The organism is Acinetobacter sp. SwsAc4 (assembly GCF_013391535.1).
Lineage (GTDB): Bacteria > Pseudomonadota > Gammaproteobacteria > Pseudomonadales > Moraxellaceae > Acinetobacter.
This window is the reverse complement of the sequence record NZ_JACAXC010000037.1, coordinates 1-20,816: the sequence shown is the minus strand read 5'-3', so window position 1 is coordinate 20,816 and position 20,816 is coordinate 1. Positions and strand designations below refer to the sequence as shown.

Here is a 20,816-nt window from a genome sequence, read left to right as displayed (position 1 = left end):
GTCACAAAAATCATAATAATTACAAATAAAACAAATGTTTATGATTTTATTACAATTGATCTACGCTCAATTTTGTATATCTTTGGACTCATTGATATTGCTTATGCTACGACTATGGTATGAGAGCTTGATTGTAGACAATCTTTATAATCGAGTGCTTTGCTACAAATTTTTGTAAGTAAATAATAGGGTCTGTTGATATTTCAGCCATGCATTGCGTTATCGGCTAAAACAACATAAACAAGGCATGAAACGCAGGCAATGGCCTTCCCTTGTCAAGTTTCATAACGCAGTTTAGGGAGGTTTTAGCCATAACCCTGCGGGACAGGAACATTTTTGTCGTTACTGCGTGCGTTATGTTTCGCTCATTTAGAATAACTAAATTTCGCTAAACATGCCTTGTACCGTCTAAAAAATGTCCTCTGTCGCAAGCATCTGTGAAATGTCAACAGACCCTACACTAGAAATGTAAATAACAGCGTGCTTCATCATCGCTTTATTGGTACATTATTGGGCATCTGGAGCAGCGCTCCACAAGACACATCCATGCACCTTGTTGAATAAAAGGACATTGTTAATGTTTCAACATATCCCACCTTATGCAGGCGACCCAATTCTCTCTTTAATGGAACAGTTCAACGCTGATCCACGCGCTGAAAAGGTTAATTTAAGTATTGGTTTGTACTACAACGAAGACAGTATCGTTCCACAGCTCGAAACTATTATCGAAGCGCAAAAACGTATTGCACCTAAAAATGATAAAACCAAACTTTATCTTCCAATGGAAGGTTTTAAACCTTACCGTGATGCGATTCAAGCGTTATTGTTTGGTGCAAACAGCCCTGCTATTCAACAAGGTCGTGTTGCAACCATTCAAACATTGGGTGGTTCAGGTGCATTAAAAGTCGGTGCAGATTTCTTAAAAACTTATTTCCCAAATTCAGAAGTTTGGGTGAGCCAACCAACGTGGGATAACCATGTTGCAATTTTCAACGGTGCTGGCATCAAGAGCAACTACTATCCATATTTCGATGCCGAAACACGTGGCGTTGATTTTGATGGTATGTTGTCAACATTAAAAACTTTGCCAGAGCAAAGCATTGTATTGTTACACCCTTGCTGCCACAACCCGACAGGTGCAGATCTAAATCCAGCACAGTGGGATCAAGTAATTGTGGTATTAAAAGAGCGTAACTTGATTCCATTCCTTGATATCGCTTATCAAGGCTTTGGCGATAGCATGGAACAAGATGCTTATGCGATTCGTGCTTTAGACCAAGCTGGTTTAAACTTCATCGTCAGCAACTCGTTCTCTAAAATCTTCTCACTTTATGGTGAGCGTGTTGGTGGTTTAACTTTCGTATGTGACGATGCTGAAGCAGCAAAATGCACATTCGGTCAGTTAAAAGCAACGGTACGTCGTATCTACTCAAGCCCACCAACAACGGGTGCATGGTTGGTTGATCAAGTATTAAATGACGCTGATCTCAATCAACAATGGCAAAATGAAGTGAAAGAGATGCGCGAACGTATTATCAAAATGCGTAGTATCTTAAAAGATGAGTTGACTAAAGCACTTCCTGAGCGTGACTTTAGCTACCTTGTAAACCAGAAAGGTATGTTCAGCTATACAGGTTTGACAGGCGAGCAAGTCGACACCTTACGTGAAGAATATGCAATTTACCTTGTTCGCAGTGGCCGTATCTGCGTTGCAGGTTTAAATATGAATAATATTTATAAAGTTGCAAAAGCAATGGCTGAAGTGCTAGCAAAATCAGCTTAAAATCCCCTTGCGGAGCTATAATCGCTCGTCATCTCCCTTTTAAAAGGGAGACTTTATGGATCAAAAATGGTTGTTTCACGTGAAACAACCATTTTTATTTTTACAAAACCAGCTTCATTAAAACTAAAATTTATCCGACAACTAGAGCCAAGAATAAATGTACTAAATGATTAAATCTGTATCATTCAATGTTCAATCCAGCTTAGTCTTTGTATACTGCAACACATGAATAAACAACAAACAGTACCTTTAAATATGACTCAACTGACCTGCTTTAAAGCCTACGATATTCGCGGAAAACTAGGCACCGAACTCAATGAAGAAATCGCCTATAAAATTGGTCGTGCATACGGACAAATCTATCAACCTAAAAAAGTGGTGATTGGTTGTGACATCCGTCTGAGTAGTGAAGGCTTAAAGCAAGCAACCATTCGAGGTCTCAATGATGCGGGTGTCAATGTTCTAGATTTAGGCATGACGGGCACCGAAGAAGTTTATTTCGGCGCTTTCCATCTTGATGTACAAGGTGGCATTGAAGTTACGGCGAGCCATAATCCAATGGATTATAACGGCATGAAATTAGTTCGTGAAAATGCACGTCCAATCAGTGCTGATACAGGCTTAAAAGACATCCAAGCACTCGCTGAAGCAGGTACTTTTACAGAAGTTGAGCAAAAAGGTACAACTGAAAACTATAATATTTTGCCAGAGTTTGTCGATCACTTATTAACATATATCGACCCACAAAAAATTAAACCACTCAAACTGGTGGTCAATGCAGGCAATGGGGCTGCGGGTCATGTGATTGATGCGATTGAACAGAAATTTCAAGAACTGAATATTCCTGTTGAATTTATCAAAATCCATCATGAAGCCGATGGAACTTTTCCTAATGGGATTCCAAATCCAATCTTGATTGAAAATCGTGACAGTACCCGTGACGCAGTGCTGCAACATCAGGCGGATATGGGGATTGCCTGGGATGGCGACTTTGACCGCTGCTTCCTATTCGATGAAAAAGGACAATTCATCGAGGGCTATTACATTGTTGGTTTATTGGCACAAGCATTCTTAATCAAACAATCTGGCGAAAAAATTGTGCATGATCCACGCCTAGTTTGGAATACCTTTGATATCGTAGAGCAATACCAAGGGATCGCAGTTCAATCAAAATCTGGACATGCTTTTATTAAAGATGTGATGCGTGAACATAACGCTGTTTACGGTGGAGAAATGAGTGCACATCATTATTTCCGGGACTTTGCTTATTGTGATAGCGGTATGATTCCTTGGTTACTCACCATTGCCCTACTCTCAGAAACAGGTCAATCTCTTTCGACACTCGTGGAAAATATGATTGCCAAATTCCCTTGTAGCGGCGAAATCAATTTTAAAGTAGCAGACACGCAAACAACTGTTCAAAAGATCTTTGATCATTATGCAGACCAAAATCCATTAGTAGACCGTACCGATGGTGTTAGCCTTGATTTTGGTGTCTGGCGTTTGAATGTCCGCGCATCGAATACAGAACCATTACTACGCTTAAATATTGAAAGTCGTGCTGATAAAAATCCGCAACCTATGCAAAATTATGTAGATGAGTTGACAGATTTGATCCAAGGATAAGCGAAGAGTTAAGAAATAGGGAGCTATTGCTCCCTGTTTCTACAAAACGATAATTATTGATATCCATTTGGATTTTTCTTTTGCCAGTTCCAACTATCAGCGAGCATATCTTCCAAAGTATATTGCGGTTGCCAACCAAGCTCCGTAATTGCCCGTGTATTATCAGCAAATGATATTGCAACATCACCTGAACGCCGTGGTGCAAACTCAAAAGCAACAGACACACCATTAATTTGCTCAAAGGTGTTTTTGACTTGTAATACAGATGAGCCATTGCCCGTGCCGATGTTCCAAGCACGGCAGCCTTGTGTAGATAAGCGATTATTTAAGGCACATAAATGGGCTTTGGCTAAATCGACTACATGTATATAATCACGAACCCCTGTACCATCGATGGTGTCATAATCATTGCCATAAATGGACAATTTTTCGCGACGACCGACTGCGACTTGAGTGACATAAGGCATTAAGTTATTTGGAATTCCTTGTGGATCTTCACCAATCTGACCGCTTTTATGCGCGCCAACAGGGTTAAAATAACGCAGTAAAGCAATCGACCAGCGAGAATCTGCCTGTGCCAGTTTTTGCAGTATTTGCTCAACAATCAGTTTGGTATAACCATAATTGTTATTTGGCATTCCTGTTGGCATATCTTCATTCAAAGGCGAAAGATTGGCTTCGTCATAAACCGTTGCAGATGAACTGAATACCAAGCTAAATACACCTGCGCGCTCCATCGCCTTGACCAACTGAACACTGCCCGTAATATTATTGTCAAAATAAGCCAATGGAATCTGCTGGCTTTCACCAACCGCTTTCAGACCAGCAAAATGAATGACTGCATCAATCTGATGGTCTTGGAAAACTGAATCTAACTCAGCCTGATTGCGAATATCACCCTGCACAAACACCAAATTTTTATTTGCTAATGCTTGTACTCGACGCAAAGACTCTTCAGAGCTATTTGAGAGGTTATCGAAGACAATCACCTCGTGACCTGCGGTAAGCAACTCTAAACAGGTATGGGAGCCAATATAGCCCGCACCACCCGTCACTAAAACTTTAGCCATCTGTTTTTCCTAATAATATTTTCAACAAACCTTGTGTTGATGCATCAAATTTAGAGAGATCATCCTGTTCACGGTTCAAAATCGGTAACAGCTGATTGGCAATTTCTTTGCCTTTTTCAACGCCCCATTGATCAAAAGGGTTAATATTCCACAACACCGACTGCACAAAAACCTTATGTTCATACATCGCAATCAGCATCCCTAAGCTATAAGGGTTCAACTCTTTGAGTAAAATGGTGGAGCTGGGTTGATTGCCTTCATATTGTTTATACGTCGGTAAGTCTTCCAGTTCACCTGCTGCCAATGCTTGATTCCCAAAGGCCAACAGGCGTGACTGTGCCAAACAGTTGGATAAAGCCAAATGATGCTGCTCAACCAATGCCTCTGCACTTTCGGCATAGGTAAATTGATTTGCATTATAACGTTTTACAGGGGCAATAAAGTCACAACTGACGGAGTGCGTGCCTTGATGCAGCAATTGATAAAAGGCATGCTGTGCATTGGGTCCAACCTCTCCCCACACAATTGGGCAAGTGGCTGAACTGACCTTTTCTCCATTGCGTTGAATCGATTTCCCATTAGATTCCATTTCAAGCTGCTGCAAATAAGCTGCAAAATATTTGAGACGACCATCATACGGTAAAACTGCATGGGTCTGGATATCCAGAAAATTGTTATTCCAAATACCTAAAAGCCCCATCAAAACAGGAATATTATGCTGAAATGGTGCGGATTGAAAATGCTGGTCTATCGCATAAGCACCTGCTAACAGTTGCTTAAATCCGTCAACACCAATGGTCAGGGCAATTGGTAAACCAATACATGACCACAAGGAATAACGCCCCCCAACCCAATCCCAGAGCAACAGCTGTTTATCAGCAGCAATGCCCCACTCTGTCATCTTGTCAGGCTTAGTCGAAACCCCGATAAAATGATTTTGCAGAATCTTGTCATTATGCCCCAATGCCTTTTCTAACCATTGACGCACGGTTTGTGCATTGGAAAGTGTATCAATAGTGCCAAATGATTTTGACGAGATAATAAATAAGGTTGTTTCAGGGCGGAGTTGATGCAGTAACTCCGATAACTGACTACCATCCATAGTCGAAACAAAATGCACAGCTAAAGGCTTTGTGGTTGCGACCTTAAAGTCAGACAGCGCATGGGTCACCATCAGTGGACCAAGATCAGAGCCGCCCACACCAATATTGACCACATCTTGAATCACCTCACCCGTCGCACCGCGATACTGTCCAGCATGGATTTTATCCACTAAAGCATACATACGTTCTAATTGCTGCTGTACCAGTTGATTGACTTCGGAAAAGTCTGGACTCGATTGTGGTAAACGCAGAGCCCAATGCATCGCTGCACGATGTTCTGTATAGTTAATCTGCTCAGATGAAAACAGTGTTTTGATCCACCGTTTTAAATCTTGTGCCTGCGCTAAATCCACTAAGCTATTTAAAATCGTTTGATCAATACGATGCTTACTAAAGTCCAAAACAATTTGGTCATACTCAACCGAAAAACGTTTAAAGCGTGCAGAATCTGCTGCAAATAATGTATTTAGATGAACCTCTTTAAATTGCTGTTGTAAAGATATCAGGTGCTCCACGACGGAAGCCTGCTCTTTTACAGCAAAAGGTTGAATCTGCTCGATCATCTTTAACGTCCCACGCCCATATATGCAAAACCTTGTGCTTTGACATAGTCAGGATCATAAATATTGCGACCATCCAAAATTAAAGGATGCCTCATCAACTGTTCAAGCTGCTTAAATTCTGGACTCCAGTATTGTTTCCAAGCCGTAAGTACACAAAGACCATGCACATCTTTTACCGCATCATACTGATTTTCACAAAGAATCAGATCGTCACGTTGACCATACATTAGCTTTATTTCATCTAAAGCTTGAGGATCATGAAGATGAACCGTTACCCCTTGCGCCCAGAGTGCTGCAAGCATTTGGTGAATAGGTGATTGCTGAATACTTGAGGTATTTTCTTTAAAAGAAGCACCCCAAATTGCAACAGATTTTCCCTGTAAATCCCCATGATAATAGTTCCAAAACTTACGGAACAGGATTTCTTTTTGTTGCTCATTAATTTGCCACACTTGTGCAAGCAATTGGCTTTTCACGCCTGTATTTGCAACTGTATTAGAGAGTGTCAGAATATCATGAGAAAAATTTTCACCGCCAAAACCAGCACCAGGGGCTAAGTAAGCTGAACCAATACGGTTATCCGCTGCCATACCCTGACGTACTGATGCAATATCAATCCCAAGTTTCTCAGCAACCACAGCCAAATCATTGATATAACTGATCCGTGTTGCCAACATGCCTGAGATACTCAGTTTGGTAAACTCAGCATCTAGAATCGGCATAAATAGATATTGCTGCGCCAAAGGGAAAAAAGGACGAAGTAATTCTTTGACTTTGGTCTGAACATTAGCTTGAGTACATCCCACGATCAACTGCTTAGCTTGGGTCAGACTCTGTAACGCATTTCCCTCTTGGATGGTATCTGGTAAATAGACCCAGTCATCTTCAGAAAGGATTTGTTGAAAATGCTCAGTCCCATGTAAGCCAAAGGTGGATGCATTGATCATCAGTTTAGGATGAATAATCGGACGCTGTTTTAGTGATGCTAACAGTTGAAAAACTTGTTGCTCTTGAGTTTGATTAAAACTAAATAAGTAGGCATCAATGTCTAAAGGAATACCATCCAGATCACGATAAATCAAAAATCCACTACTGAGTTGTTTTTCAAGTAAGCGACTGACATTTTCATCATAAAAAGAATATTGCTGACCATTTTCATTTGGGTTGAGGTGGGAACACCAATATACAAAATGCCCAGATTCAGACAATAATGCAGACATCACGCCTGCATATAATGTATTGCCAAAGATTGCAACTTTCATAACTACACGCCCTAAAACTATAGGACTAATTCTTGGATTAAGCCCTTAAACTCTGCGCCCAATTTTGGATGCTCGATACCATAGTGTAATACAGCTTTTAAATATCCAAGCTTACTACCACAATCAAAGGTTTGCCCCTTCATACGGTAGGCTTCCACAGTTTCTGATCGCTGCAATGCTGCAATCGCATCCGTGAGTTGGATTTCATTCCCTGCCCCACGGGGTGTATCTGCTAATAGACCCATAATCTGAGCGGGTAAAATATAACGTCCCACCACCGATAAATTTGAAGGAGCTGTGCCGACAGCAGGCTTTTCAACAATGCCCTGCATCGTAATACTTTCACCTTCGTTCGGTGTAACTGCAACATCTACAATACCATATTGATCCACCAAATGGTCAGGAACAGCTTCCACCATAATTTGTGCAGCCTGAGACTGTTCATAACGCTGGATCATTAAGGACAGGTCATTTTCAGCAGTCTGATTTTTTACCAGAACATCAGGCAGTAACACCGCAAACGCCTCATCACCCACAATATCTTTGGCACATAACACCGCATGGCCCAGACCTAAAGGCTGTGGTTGGCGCACACTCACCACACTCACATGCTTCGGTAAAATATCAGTAATTTCCTTGAGTAAATCAAATTTCTTTTTTTGCTCTAAAGTTGTTTCTAACTCAAAGTTACGATCAAAATAGTTCTCAATTGATGCCTTAGATGAATGCGTCACCAAAATAATTTGCTCAATACCCGCCTCAACTGCCTCTCGTACTACATACTCAATTGCGGGACGATCGACTACCGTCACCATTTCCTTTGGAATGGATTTACTTGCTGGTAAAAAACGAGTGCCTAAACCTGCAACAGGTAAAATTGCTTTTTTGATCATACAATACTCTCTTAATTAACTCGTACTTCGCCGCTACGTTTATAGCCATCAACATAATATTCTAACTGACTTAAAGCCCAATCTACATCATGATCTACTGCAGTCATTTGATTGATTCGACTGAATACAGACTGAATCTCTTGTAACGGATAATGCTTTTCAAAAGAACGTAAAATACGAGTATGCTCGGTATAATCTGTGTTATCTTGATCAATGAGTAGTTCCTCGTAAAGTTTTTCTCCCGGACGTAAACCACTATAAGCGATTTCAATATCACCATCCGTTGTATTTGCTTCTCGAACTTTTAAACCACTTAAAGCGATCATTTGTCGTGCTAAATCCTGAATTCGAACAGGTTCACCCATATCGAGTAAGAACACATCACCACCTGAACCTAATGCCCCAGCTTGAATGACTAACTGAGAAGCTTCAGGAATCGTCATAAAATAACGTGTTACATCAGGATGAGTCACCGTAATTGGGCCACCTTTTGCAATCTGCTGTCTAAATAAAGGTACAACTGAACCTGATGAACCTAATACATTTCCGAAACGTACGATACTGATCTGAGTATTTGGTTTCGTTTCAGCCACGGCTTGACAATAAAGCTCGGCCATCCGTTTCGATGCACCCATGACATTCGTCGGTCTAACTGCTTTATCCGTTGAAATCAGTACAAAGGTTTCCACGCCTTTTTTTACAGCGGCATTTAAACTATTTGCGGTTCCAATTGCATTATTTTTTAATCCAGCAATTGGATTACACTCAACCAATGGAACATGTTTATAAGCTGCAGCATGGTAGACTGTTTGCACATGATATTGTTCAATGATACGTTCTAATTTTTGTTGATCTTGTACAGTTCCTAAAATGGGAACAATGTCGCAACTGGCAATTTGCCTTAACTCTTTATCAATATCATATAATGCAAACTCAGTTAATTCATATAAAACCAGCATTTTAGGTTGATTTTTTATGATTTGTCGACAAAGCTCTGAACCAATCGATCCGCCAGCGCCTGTCACCATAACAATTTTATTTTGAATATTTTTAGCCAATAAATGGGCAATAGGTGGAACAGGATCTCGTCCTAAAAGGTCAATAATATCAACCTCACGGATATCTGAAACTCGAATATCACCATCGACCAATTTGGTCAGTCCTGGAATTTCGGTAATTTTAATATGTGCAGGTTCTAAAAATTTGACAATCTCGCTTTTACGCATCCGTCCTACAGAAGGCAGCGCAATCAGAATTTCATCGACATTTTTTTTAGCTAACAATTTTAAGGCGCTGTCTGCGTCATAGACTTTTAAACGGCCCAACTGCTGCCCAGTGAGTGAGGGATCATCATCAATAAACAACACGGGTAAGTGTTCATCTGAATTGTATAGTGCCGCTGCAATTTGCTGCCCTGCATCGCCCGCGCCATAAATCGCGATGCGTTTTTTTTGTACATCGGCTTGTAAATAAGAACGCACGATAAAGCGAATAAAACCGCGGCTAAACCAAACCCATGCGAACATGAGAAATCCGAACATGAGCGGAATAGAAGTGGGAATAAAGGCATCGGTAAAATAAGCCAGCGCATACAACCCTGCCACAGCCAAAGAAGTACCCAACCCCAATTTGACCATAAACAGTTCGCTGTAGGTGCGCACAATAAAGCGATACACCCCAAAAATAAACAGCGATACAACTGCAATCACACTTGCCCATACCGAACCAAAAGCCAAGTTGGGCACCACTTCTGCGCCTAAATCAAACTGGCGAATGGCATAACATAGCCACAGTAATACAGGAAATACACAGAAATCCAGCACAACTAAAAATGCGAGTTTGGCAGCGCGTGGGGATTCTACAGCAGGTTCGATAATGGATTTCATAAATATACAATTATTAATATTTGAATTTTAAAACACCGTATTACTTTAATGCAGAATACAGGTTCCAACCTCTAAAAATGAATGTGCAGCGATAGTTTGACCACCTGCGACTTTTACCCCCACGCTTAAATGAGCAAATTCCTCAATGACCACGTCATGATCTAATAATGTACCAATATTCAATATTACACCATCATTGATCACAGTTTTATAACTAATTACACACCCTGCCATCACACTCACCCCTAGACCAATATCAGCTGTTGGACTCACAACTGTTTTAGGATGAATCACCGAAGTCAATTCTATACCCAAGGCTCGCAAGGTCTGTTGCCATTGCTGCCGTAATGTATTATTGCCTACCGCCACAATCGCTTGAAGCTGCGTATTCTGCAACTGATTTAAATTAGCAATATTTGTCACAATGTTATATTCCGCCACATGCTGTGTTGCAGGCCAGCGGTCATCGGCAAACATAATCTCTTGCCATTGTCCACTCAGTTCTGCAGCTTCTGCAACGGCCAAACCGTATCCCCCTGCACCTAAAATTAACAAGCTGGGTTTATTAAGCATTTGGATGACCTGCTTTGAATTTTATAGCCACAATTAACAATGGTATATAGGCAATCAGTACTGCCAACTCAGGGTATGCCCATGCTTGTGTAACCGTCATATAAGCGATAGGAAATAACCACAATAGGTTAATCGCTGCAACCGCCAACGTCACGGGGATATGACTTCCGCATTTACGCGATAAAATTTGATAGCTATGGCTTCGATGTGCATCATACATTTTATAGCCGCTCAATACGCGTTTTATGAGGGTATAAGTCGCATCTACCACAAATACACCTAGACAAATGATCCACGCACAAAACAGTGCCAAGTTTTCTTTGAGGGTGATGAGCGCCAAAATACCCAAAGTGAGGCCGAGAAATCCGCTACAGGCATCGCCCATAAAAATTTTAGCCTTGGGAAAGTTCCACAGTAAAAAGCCAAATACACAGGCGGCCAATAACCACAATATGTCTGAGTTCAATGTGGTATTCAGTACATAATACAAAATGGCCATGCTAACGACAGTGGTAATGGCTTCGACACTGGCAATGCCGTTAATGCCATCCATAAAGTTGTATAGATTGAGCAACCATACCAAAAATAATACTGCAATAATATTGGCGATAAAGCCAAGTTGCAGACCATTAAAAGCCGTAACTTCGCTAAAGCCACCCAAGCTGATCACCACGCCAATGGCCACCAAGAAATGTATGGCTAAACGCAGCATGGAGTTAATATGTCCATGGTCATCTAAAAAACCAAGTAAAGCAATGACAAAACCCGCTGCCATAAGAGTTAAGCCAATATGTAGCGTCAATTGTTGGCTGTATATCAGCACAGCCAGCGCCAACAAGTAGCTACACACCACTGCAACACCACCTCCACGTGGCGTAGGTACACTGTGGGAACTACGTTCATTAGGGTTATCTATGATATTTTTCTTGAGGGCATAAGCTCGCATGTAGCCTGTGAATAATAATGTTAGTATAAAAAATACGATGCTCAGCGCAAAAATTGACATGCGTAAATTACTCTTTCATTTTTAAATAGTTTTGACCCGCTTGCAGCATCGCTTGCTGGGTACTCAATGGTGCTGTCCAACCCAGCAGCTTCTGAGCTTTGGTCGTATCGACTTCTAGTGACTCAAACAACTGCTCATAGAGTTTGGATTTGCCAATACATGCAGCGCCTAGTTTCATAAGCGGTTGCGGAATATAAATAAAATGTGCTTTTTTTCCCATGCCCTGTTTTAAATATTGCACCAACTCACGTGTAGAAATAGGAGTTTGATCTGCCACCAAAAATGTTTGATTGGCTGCATTTGGATGTTCAATACAGGTTTGAATAAAGTCTACCAAGTTTTCTAGTGCGACAAAGCTGCGTTTATTGTTTGTGCCTGCAAAAGGTAAAGGTAAATTGCTTGCAACTAGTTTGAGTAACCGAGCAAAGTTACCTGGTGCATGAGCGGCATAAACTAAAGGTGGACGAATAATGACTAATTCTGTAGCTGATCCCGCAAATAGCTTTTTAAGCTCTTGCTCAGCCTCTGATTTGGAAACCGCATAATCTGCATGAGGCTGTGCTAAAGCATCTTCTGTAAATGGTTGCTGCAGCGTCACTGAACCATTCACACCGATAGAACTCATAAATATAAAGCGTTTTACTTTTTTGTCTAAAGCCTGACGTGCTAATTGCAAAGTACCATCCATATTCACTTTGCGAAATTCGCTCAATGGGTCTGTTGTTTGTTCATTTAAAATATGGGCACGACCAGCTAAATGAATAATAACGTCTATATTTTCGGGTAAGTCTGCTTCAAAAATATTAACAGCGACAAGTTGTTGGATATTTGCAGAAAGTATATTATTCTGAGTGCGGACTAAAGCAATCGTGTCATACACACTACTCACATGTTCAGTCAGAGCTGTACCTACAAATCCTGTTGCACCTGTGATTAAAACTCTCATTATTTTAAAGACCGCATTGATAATACCTGAGTATAGACTTCTAATGTTTTATGCAACATTGTATTAAAATTAAATTGAGTTTCATACAAATGACGACTGTTATTACCTAATTGTAGACGCAAATTTTTATTCACAATTAGTTCTTGAAGTGACTGAACTAAAATATCAATATCCCCTTTAGGGATAAGATATCCATTTTTAGAACTAACACTTTCCTTTACCCCTCCCACATCAGAAGCAATAATAGGTAAAGATGTACTCATTGCCTCCAATATAGTCAAAGGAAAGCCTTCATAATTTGAAATTAATACAAAAATATCGGCCAGATTCAAAAACTCTTTTACTTTAAAACTTTGACCATGAAAAATGATTTTTGAATCAAGATTTTCATGGGTAGCCAATTCTTGACATTTTTGAAGATTTGGTCCATCGCCTAAAAAATCTATTTGCCAAGTTAAATGAGCAGGTAATTTTGAAAGTGCTTGTATCAAAAAATATTGATCTTTAGGATCTTCAAAACGTGCAACCATAATCAATCTTACTATAGAGCTAGATTTTTCACTTGCTGAAGTTTTTATATCTGGTACACCATTGTGAATAGTCTGAACCAACTCTGGTGTTCCAACGTTATGCTTAAAACCATGTTGTCGGTCATATTCTGAAACTGTAATAATATGATCTGAAAACTTAGTCATGAAACGTTCTAAAGTCGCATATATTTTTTGTTTTCTAGGGCTTACTCCATCAGTAAAAGCCCACCCATGTGCCGTAAACACTACAGGTAAGTTCAATGATTTAGCTGCTAAACGACCCAATAAGCCAGCCTTACTAGAATGGCAATGTACTATATCTGGCTTCAGCTGTTTTAAATGTTTTTTTATTTCCCAAAAACCTAGTACATCATGTGCTAAAGATATTTCTCTTCTTAAGTGCTTTAATGAACTAAACTCTATATGATTTTTCTTGAGTTCTTCAGTAAAAGCACCAGTTCCACCTACTAATATATGAACTTTATGGCCCTGATCAATCATACCTTTAGCTAAATCAAGCAAATGTACGCTTGCACCACCGAGAACATCTGAGCGAGTGATAATATAGGCAATATGTAACATATTTTATTCAACGACTTTAAATTTAGAATTATTCATTAATACTTGGTAAATTTTACTCCATTCTTCTAGCATAGCTTGTTGAGTAAACTTAATAAGTGCATTTTGATACCGTTGTTCAATAATTAAGGAATGATTAAAGTCCGTGGCCTTAAGTAATTTTAAAGTATATTCCTCTATATTTCCTACTGGAGATATAAATAAATTATCTAAAAGAATTTCTTTTGCACCACAGCAATCTGTTGATATAATTGGCTTTTTAGAAAAAACAGCTTCTAATAAGACAGTTGGAAGCCCTTCGTGATCAGAAGAAAGACAATAATAATCACAAAGTTTTAAAAGCAAATTTACATCATTCCTACGCCCAAGAAAATGAATTTGTTCACTCATTTGCAAACTATTTACTAAGCCTTTAAGTTTTTCTTCCTCTTTTCCCTCACCTACAATTAGAAGATGATCCTGTACATTACTTTCAGTACAATATTTAGAAAATGCGCGAATAAGTAAAGGGAAGTTTTTCTCTGGAGATAACCTACCAATAGACAAAAAAACCCTATTATCTGATTTAAAATAATATTCTATATCTTTAGGAATAGTCTCTTTGGTCTCATTATTAATAAACCTATGAATGTCAATTCCATTATAAACTGAAACAATCTCATTCTTTTTATAAAAACCATATTTAATATAGCTTTGAGCTGCTTCTTCACAAACATTTGTATTTAAATCAGATTGTTTTTTTAGAAGATTATTTATTTTAAAAAATATTTTAGGAATTTTAGTATAGGGGGTGATAGATCCATGCTCAGAACAAATTAGTTTATAATTGAATATTGGCTTCAATAGACGAGAAACAACATGACTATAAAAAATATGACTATGTACCAAGTCAGGATTAAATAATTTCATTATTTTATAAATAGATACTAATGTTTTAGGTATATCTTTTATAGAATATAAATTTAAAATAAATTTCTCTATTTTATCATTATCAATAAATATTTGGGTTAATGGCCCCTTTAGGTAAATAATTTTGACATAATTTCCTTTTCTTACATTATCTAATGCTAGATCATAAGCTATTTTTTCTGCTCCACCACTCCCTCCCACTGGAACTATATAAAGTATTTTCAAAATTACTATACCTCTTTCATCTTTCTGTCAAAAATAGCCAGACCAAAAAACATTAAAAATATTAAATTAGACATAATAGACTCTTCTACTAGTCCATAGACTAAAAAAGCCAAAATAATAGCAATACTACTCAAACTCCTAGATGAGAAAATAAAATTTGAAACTAATAACATTAAGAATAAAATACCAAAAATACCATACTTCACTAAAATATGGTAATATAAATTATCGGTCGTACCTATATGGTTAATAAAATAATTCATTTCCTCATAGGTATATCCTAAAGGGAAATTTTTTTCAATAAAGAGATTTGCCCAGTAAATTCTATCTTCACGACCATTTAAAGAAACATCTTTTAATCTACTAAAAACATCTGTAGCAAAAATAAAATATATAGGAAATAAAGATAAAACTAAGGTAGCAATAAATCTCTTATAACTTGAAAAGGAAATAACAACCATATAAATAATTAAAAACAATAATGCCCCCCTAGATTGTGTCATTAAAAAAATATAAAAAGTCAAAACACTAAAAGGTATATTTTTATAATTGTAAAAATATATAAATGATAGAGCACTAAGAACCCCTAATACATTAGGGCCAATATTATTTCCATATATTTCAAACCACAGCCTATCCTTAAATAAAAAAAAGTTCAAAAAACTATCTGAGTTATAGGGAGTAGAAAAAATAAAAAGAAAAGAAATAAAGAAAAGAAATATATATGCATTACTCCTATATATATCTTCTTTAAATTTGGTTAAACTCCCAACAATAGCAAAAACAAATAACCCATAAAAAATCAAATGCATAGCTGCTACATAATTATTAATTGAGACCAAAAGACTCAATATAGCAACAAAAAAAATATTTTTAAAATTTCTTCTATTCACCATCACATAAAATAATATGAATGGAAGAACAAAAAAAAGACTTTTAAAAACTATAACAGCATATAATGATATTAATAAAATTAATAATCCAATTTTATACTTACCAATTAAAAACATAATTAAAACCTATAAAAAAACTTTAAAAGTTTTTTTAAATCATAATAATTAAATCCAGTTAAAATTTTATAGAGTATAACCCTTAACCTCATTTCTTCTGGAAAATAATTATAAATATGACTTTTTAAGACCATAGCCTCAAAAGAATTTAAATTATGTTTCTGTACAAAATAAAGATATGATTTTAAAATTTTATCTTTATTAGATTTTGATATTCTATCTTTTTCATGACTTATATCCAAAATATAGGAGTAATTACTAACCAATCTTGCTTTAGATTTTTTTTTCTTAAGTATATTAAACCATGCTTCTAAATCCTGCCAAACCATCATTCTTTCATCAAAACCCTTATAGTTTCGAAGAATAGTGGTTTTAATAAAAATTTGATTACCTATATAATTATTATAAAGGAGATCAATTGCCCCTACTCTTGTTTTATATTTTTTTACATATTTAATACCTTCAGTATCCAATACGCTTAAATTAGTGAAAAGTATATCATTTTCATTTTTTGTTTCTTTTATAAAATGCTCTAATCTATTTTTTAAAAAATAATCATCATCATCTAAGCCCGTAATAAATTCACCTTTTGCATTTTCAATTGCAATATTCCGACTTACACATGCCCCACTATTCTTTTCTTTTATAAAATAGCGAATACGTGAATCTTGCTTACTAATTTCGTCTAAATATTCATGTGTACCATCATTAGAGCAATCATCTACAATAATAATTTCTAAATTTTGATAAGTTTGCTGACGTACAGACTCAACTGCACGTTTTAATAGTTCTACACGATTAAAAGTAGGAATATATACGGTCACTAATGGATTGGACTGCTCTAAACTCATTATCAATTCTCCCCGAACAAATCTCGCGTATAAACCTTATCAGCATCTTGCTTCAGATCATCACTCATTCTATTCGCGAGAATGACATCCGAACTTAACAAGAACTGATTTAAGTCATTTTGTAAAGTGTAGTGCTCAAATTTTTCCAGTTTTAAAGTAGGTTCATAAATTTGAATCTGAATATTATATTCTTCTAACTCATGAATAATATCTTGAATTGCAGAATCCCTGAAGTTATCCGAACCTGCTTTCATAGTTAAACGATAGACACCTACGATATTTGGGCGTTTTTTTAAAATTTCTTTTACAATAAATTGTTTACGTGTTTGATTTGAATGAATAATGGCTTGAATTAAATTTTGTGGTACATCTCTATAGTTTGCTAAGAGCTGTTTAGTATCTTTTGGTAAGCAATACCCACCATACCCAAACGATGGATTGTTATAATGCTGACCAATACGAGGGTCCAAACTTACACCCTTTATGATATCTAAACTGCTAAGATTATGTTTCGCACAGTAGGTATCTAGCTCATTAAAGTATGCGACACGCATCGCAAGGTAAGTATTTGAAAATAACTTCACCGCTTCAGCTTCAGTAGCATCCATACATAGAGTTGGAGCATTACGTTCAATCGTAGCATTTAAATAAAGCTGGGCAATTTTTTTAGCTCGTTCCGACTTCTCACCCACAATAATTCGTGATGGATACAAATTATCATAAAGTGCTTTTCCTTCACGCAAGAATTCTGGAGCGAAGACAACCTGCTCTGTTTCAAATTTTGCTTTAATTTGCTCTGTATAACCTACTGGTATAGTAGATTTTATAATAATGGTTGCAGTGCTATTTAAAGGCAAAATTTCTGCAATCACACTTTCAATAGAAGATGTATCAAAATAATTGGTTTCAGAATCATAATTTGTTGGGGTGGCGATAATAATATAGTCGGCCTTTTCATAAGCCTCTACCTTATCTGTTGTTGCTTTTAAGCTTAATTTTTCTGCAGCAAAAGCTTGTTCAATATAAGTATCTGCAATAGGAGATATCTTTTGATTAATTAAAGCAACACGACTTTTTTCAATGTCTAAACTCGTTACTTCGTGCTGACGAGCAAAGAGTACGGCATTAGATAAACCTACATAACCTGTACCTACAACAGTAATACTTAACACTTGACCATTCCTAAGACTGAGATTTTAATGATTTTTTAAAAATAGGGAAAAAATGTATCTTAAACAAAAGGCCATTTTTATAGAAGTAATTAAAAAATGTTAGCGAAAGCAACTCAATAATCAATACACTATATGCTGCACCAATTAGCCCAAAATTATAAATCATTACGTATGATATAGGTAACGCAGTTATGGCAACACACATCATTTTTTTTGAGATATAACTATAACTTTCTTCTTTCACCAAAAAACGTGCTGAAATAGTACCTAAACCACTACATAAAGTTGCCAGCCCCAATATCAATATCAATTCATAGGCATCTCTATAATCACTTCCATAAAGAAAATTTAATATCCACTCACCTAAGATAGCTAATATAGATATAATGATTAAAGATACAACCACTACCACAGCATTTAATTTTGCAATCATGACATAGGATACATAATTTTTTTTTTGTTGATATATTTTACTTAAAACTGAAGTAATGATAGATGTATTAATAAAAGCCCAAGACGTACCTAAAGTTACCGCAACAGCATAGATACCTAATTCACGAGTGGATGTAAGCGCAACTAACATAAGACTTGTTACTTGCGTATACAATGTAACAGCCAAGGTAGACAATACCAAAGCACTTCCCGCACCTAAATAATACTTTCTATAAGGCTTTAAACTAATAGGCTTTATATACTGTTTTCTATTAAAAATATACTTTTTTATTAGATAAGGAATCAATGCAGTAAGAACGATAGGAATTCCTAAGAAAGCATAATCTAACTCAAAAAAAACAATTAGATACCGAACAATTAAAGCCAGACCTAAGCCTAATATATTTACAATTGCATTTATATAAGAATGCAAGACTGCATTATTATAAATCGTATATACATCCTGAGTAACGAAATATGCTGCTAGTGCAGTTGCCATGCCAAAAATTAACGTTAAAAAATCAGAATAGTAATATAAGCCCAATAAAATAGGCATTGTACATATTAAAAATAAAATCTTTCTTAATTTTTGAGTTCCAAAAAGATATCTTAGCCCTGAATTAGGGTTTCGACTTACTCGCTTAAATAAAATTTCTTGATTCCCAAACCAAGTTAATGTTTGTACAAAACCAAATAATGTTGCTGTAAATGCGATTTTACCAAAGTTGTTTGGTCCCAAATATTTAGCAACATAAGATGTAACAAAGATCAGGCCAAATATTGCGATGAATTTTTCTACCATCATCCATAAGGAATTAGATAGAATCTTTTTAGAAAAAATATTCATATTACAATCTTAGATCACTATCTTGAACATCCAAAATATATTTCAAATCATAAAGCACATAATTTTCTTTTAATAGTTCCTTAAAGTCTACTAGCGACATATTCTTAAACTCATCATGGGCAACAGCCAAAATCACAGCATCATAATGATTATTTTGCAGCTGAGTAATAGGGGTCAAACCATATTCATGCTCCACTTCTTTCGGGTCTACCCACGGGTCATAAATATCTAAATCTAGCTCATATTCTTTTAAAGCCTGAACCATATCAATAATTTTGGTATTGCGAATATCTGGACAGTTTTCTTTAAAGCTCAAGCCCATCACTAAAATTTTTGAACCTACCACTTGTATACGCTGCTTGACCATTTCTTTAATGAATTGTGTTGCAACATATTCACCCATACGGTCATTCAAACGACGTGCCGCTAAAATAATTTCTGGATGCAAGCCTAAAGACTGTGCTTTATGGGTTAAATAATACGGGTCTACCCCAATACAGTGCCCACCGACCAAACCAGGACGAAAAGGCAAGAAGTTCCACTTTGTCCCTGCAGCTTTTAACACATCTTCAGTATCGATTCCCATCCGGTTAAAAATCAAAGCCAGTTCATTAATTAAAGCAATATTTACGTCTCGTTGAATATTCTCAATTACCTTAGCAGCTTCAGCCACTTTAATCGTTGAAGCTTTATGCGTTCCAGCCTCAATAATTAAATTATAAATTTCATCAATAAACTCAGCCACCTCTGGAGTAGAGCCTGAGGTGATTTTTAAAATATTGGTTACCCTATGAAGCTTATCACCAGGGTTAATCCGCTCTGGGCTGTAACCTGCAAAAAAATCTGTATTAAATTCTAAACCTGATACCTTTTCTAGAACAGGAATACAAACTTCTTCTGTAGCACCGGGGTAAACCGTCGATTCATAAACGACGATATCACCTTTTTTCAGAATTTGCCCAATGCTTGTCGATGCTTTAATTAACTGCGTTAAATCCGGTTGCTTGTAATCATCAATAGGGGTTGGAACAGTGACAATGAAAAAGTTACATTCTTTTAATTTTTCTAAATCGCAAGTAAATGTTAATTGAGAAGCTTGTTGTAATTCATTTGGAGAGACTTCAAGAGTATGGTCTTGCCCATTTTTTAGTTCGCCAATTCGTTTGCTCGAAATATCGAAGCCAACAACGGATACCTTTTTTCCAAACTCTACGGCTAATGGTAAACCTACATAACCCAAACCAATAATTGCTATTTTTAATTCGGCAAGTCTCATAAAATTAGCCTTAATCCCTACAATGTATTTAAAACTCAAATGAAAGAAATAGAAACCATCAATTTTTCTGGGCACAATATAGCAGAGTTTTGCTCGACACTATAACGAAATTGTATGACGTATTTTTCTTTTTAAACGGTTTCACCCTTGACATCCTCCCCGACCTAAAGGACGGGGATTCCTCCTGCGAGACGCTCATGTCCGAGCGCAAGAATATTCAGTGCTGAGTTTATATCTCGATTATGGAGCGTACCGCACTCCATGCACTGCCATT

General features: G+C 37.0%; 17 protein-coding genes and 1 pseudogene. 2 read left to right on the top strand and 16 right to left on the bottom strand.

The genetic code is table 11. The features are described from left to right. Window positions 1-577: 577 nt before the first annotated feature. Complete coding sequence (locus HYG88_RS13815) at window positions 578-1,783, top strand: amino acid aminotransferase (RefSeq protein ID WP_178883292.1); 1,206 nt, start codon at window positions 578-580, stop codon at window positions 1,781-1,783. Window positions 1,784-2,038: 255 nt separating this feature from the next. Beyond that, window positions 2,039-3,409, top strand: a complete 1,371-nt coding sequence (locus tag HYG88_RS13810) for a phosphomannomutase CpsG (protein ID WP_178883294.1) — start codon at window positions 2,039-2,041, stop codon at window positions 3,407-3,409. Between the two features lie 53 nt (window positions 3,410-3,462). Here the strand turns inward: HYG88_RS13810 and galE are convergent, their stop codons facing one another. The 16 genes and pseudogenes from galE to HYG88_RS13730 form a co-directional block, all read right to left on the bottom strand. Continuing rightward, entirely contained in the window at window positions 3,463-4,479 is a 1,017-nt protein-coding gene (gene galE / locus HYG88_RS13805) for a UDP-glucose 4-epimerase GalE (protein ID WP_178883291.1), read from the bottom strand. Beyond that, window positions 4,472-6,145, bottom strand: a complete 1,674-nt coding sequence (gene pgi, locus HYG88_RS13800) for a glucose-6-phosphate isomerase (RefSeq protein WP_178883290.1) — start codon at window positions 6,143-6,145, stop codon at window positions 4,472-4,474. The genes galE and pgi overlap by 8 nt, the downstream gene beginning before the upstream one ends. Before the next feature lie 2 nt (window positions 6,146-6,147). After that, window positions 6,148-7,407, bottom strand: coding sequence for a nucleotide sugar dehydrogenase (locus HYG88_RS13795; protein WP_178883289.1), 1,260 nt, complete (start codon window positions 7,405-7,407; stop codon window positions 6,148-6,150). Window positions 7,408-7,424: 17 nt separating this feature from the next. Beyond that, window positions 7,425-8,300 carry a UTP--glucose-1-phosphate uridylyltransferase GalU gene (gene galU / locus HYG88_RS13790; protein WP_005163522.1) on the bottom strand — a complete coding sequence of 292 codons (876 nt, stop codon included), beginning with the start codon at window positions 8,298-8,300 and terminating at the stop codon, window positions 7,425-7,427. Window positions 8,301-8,311: 11 nt separating this feature from the next. Beyond that, on the bottom strand, window positions 8,312-10,186 hold the full coding sequence (locus HYG88_RS13785) for a nucleoside-diphosphate sugar epimerase/dehydratase (RefSeq protein ID WP_005163524.1): 1,875 nt from the start codon (window positions 10,184-10,186) through the stop codon (window positions 8,312-8,314). A 45-nt stretch (window positions 10,187-10,231) separates the two neighbouring features. Further along, window positions 10,232-10,759: an acetyltransferase gene (locus HYG88_RS13780; RefSeq protein WP_005163526.1), complete on the bottom strand. Its 528-nt coding sequence runs from the start codon at window positions 10,757-10,759 to the stop codon at window positions 10,232-10,234. Beyond that, on the bottom strand, window positions 10,752-11,765 hold the full coding sequence (locus HYG88_RS13775; RefSeq protein ID WP_005163529.1) for a glycosyltransferase family 4 protein: 1,014 nt from the start codon (window positions 11,763-11,765) through the stop codon (window positions 10,752-10,754). Before HYG88_RS13775 ends, HYG88_RS13780 begins: the two co-directional genes overlap by 8 nt. A gap of 7 nt (window positions 11,766-11,772) precedes the next feature. Next, window positions 11,773-12,711 (bottom strand): NAD-dependent epimerase/dehydratase family protein, encoded by a 939-nt coding sequence (locus HYG88_RS13770; RefSeq protein ID WP_178883288.1) that lies wholly within the window; start codon window positions 12,709-12,711, stop codon window positions 11,773-11,775. Further along, on the bottom strand, window positions 12,711-13,823 hold the full coding sequence (locus tag HYG88_RS13765; protein ID WP_178883287.1) for a glycosyltransferase family 4 protein: 1,113 nt from the start codon (window positions 13,821-13,823) through the stop codon (window positions 12,711-12,713). The genes HYG88_RS13770 and HYG88_RS13765 overlap by 1 nt, the downstream gene beginning before the upstream one ends. 3 nt (window positions 13,824-13,826) lie before the next feature. Further along, complete coding sequence (locus HYG88_RS13760) at window positions 13,827-14,954, bottom strand: glycosyltransferase (RefSeq protein ID WP_178883286.1); 1,128 nt, start codon at window positions 14,952-14,954, stop codon at window positions 13,827-13,829. Between the two features lie 5 nt (window positions 14,955-14,959). Further along, entirely contained in the window at window positions 14,960-15,964 is a 1,005-nt protein-coding gene (locus HYG88_RS13755; RefSeq protein ID WP_178883285.1) for an O-antigen ligase family protein, read from the bottom strand. A 2-nt stretch (window positions 15,965-15,966) separates the two neighbouring features. Beyond that, the gene (locus HYG88_RS13750; protein WP_178883284.1) at window positions 15,967-16,815 is read right to left on the bottom strand and encodes a glycosyltransferase; all 849 of its coding nucleotides are present in this window, start codon (window positions 16,813-16,815) and stop codon (window positions 15,967-15,969) included. A 2-nt stretch (window positions 16,816-16,817) separates the two neighbouring features. Further along, entirely contained in the window at window positions 16,818-17,987 is a 1,170-nt protein-coding gene (locus HYG88_RS13745; protein ID WP_178883283.1) for a nucleotide sugar dehydrogenase, read from the bottom strand. Window positions 17,988-17,997: 10 nt separating this feature from the next. Beyond that, window positions 17,998-19,266: an oligosaccharide flippase family protein gene (locus HYG88_RS13740; protein ID WP_178883282.1), complete on the bottom strand. Its 1,269-nt coding sequence runs from the start codon at window positions 19,264-19,266 to the stop codon at window positions 17,998-18,000. A gap of 1 nt (window position 19,267) precedes the next feature. Then, a complete protein-coding gene (tviB, locus tag HYG88_RS13735) occupies window positions 19,268-20,542 on the bottom strand; it encodes a Vi polysaccharide biosynthesis UDP-N-acetylglucosamine C-6 dehydrogenase TviB (RefSeq protein ID WP_178883281.1) in 1,275 nt (424 codons plus the stop codon). 164 nt (window positions 20,543-20,706) lie between these two features. Continuing rightward, window positions 20,707-20,816 (bottom strand): annotated as a pseudogene (locus HYG88_RS13730) (RNA-guided endonuclease TnpB family protein); the annotation flags it as partial.

Excerpts from the sequence above, each read along its gene's own strand:
- HYG88_RS13815 (WP_178883292.1), top strand. The coding sequence starts at position 578 with ATGTTTCAACATATCCCACCTTATGCAGGCGACCCAATTCTCTCTTTA.
- HYG88_RS13795 (WP_178883289.1), bottom strand. The coding sequence starts at position 7,407 with ATGAAAGTTGCAATCTTTGGCAATACATTATATGCAGGCGTGATGTCT.
- HYG88_RS13740 (WP_178883282.1), bottom strand. The coding sequence starts at position 19,266 with ATGAATATTTTTTCTAAAAAGATTCTATCTAATTCCTTATGGATGATG.
- HYG88_RS13785 (WP_005163524.1), bottom strand. The coding sequence starts at position 10,186 with ATGAAATCCATTATCGAACCTGCTGTAGAATCCCCACGCGCTGCCAAA.
- HYG88_RS13755 (WP_178883285.1), bottom strand. The coding sequence starts at position 15,964 with ATGTTTTTAATTGGTAAGTATAAAATTGGATTATTAATTTTATTAATA.
- HYG88_RS13775 (WP_005163529.1), bottom strand. The coding sequence starts at position 11,765 with ATGTCAATTTTTGCGCTGAGCATCGTATTTTTTATACTAACATTATTA.
- HYG88_RS13770 (WP_178883288.1), bottom strand. The coding sequence starts at position 12,711 with ATGAGAGTTTTAATCACAGGTGCAACAGGATTTGTAGGTACAGCTCTG.
- HYG88_RS13810 (WP_178883294.1), top strand. The coding sequence starts at position 2,039 with ATGACTCAACTGACCTGCTTTAAAGCCTACGATATTCGCGGAAAACTA.
- galU (WP_005163522.1), bottom strand. The coding sequence starts at position 8,300 with ATGATCAAAAAAGCAATTTTACCTGTTGCAGGTTTAGGCACTCGTTTT.
- HYG88_RS13750 (WP_178883284.1), bottom strand. The coding sequence starts at position 16,815 with ATGAGTTTAGAGCAGTCCAATCCATTAGTGACCGTATATATTCCTACT.
- HYG88_RS13780 (WP_005163526.1), bottom strand. The coding sequence starts at position 10,759 with ATGCTTAATAAACCCAGCTTGTTAATTTTAGGTGCAGGGGGATACGGT.
- HYG88_RS13765 (WP_178883287.1), bottom strand. The coding sequence starts at position 13,823 with ATGTTACATATTGCCTATATTATCACTCGCTCAGATGTTCTCGGTGGT.
- galE (WP_178883291.1), bottom strand. The coding sequence starts at position 4,479 with ATGGCTAAAGTTTTAGTGACGGGTGGTGCGGGCTATATTGGCTCCCAT.
- tviB (WP_178883281.1), bottom strand. The coding sequence starts at position 20,542 with ATGAGACTTGCCGAATTAAAAATAGCAATTATTGGTTTGGGTTATGTA.
- pgi (WP_178883290.1), bottom strand. The coding sequence starts at position 6,145 with ATGATCGAGCAGATTCAACCTTTTGCTGTAAAAGAGCAGGCTTCCGTC.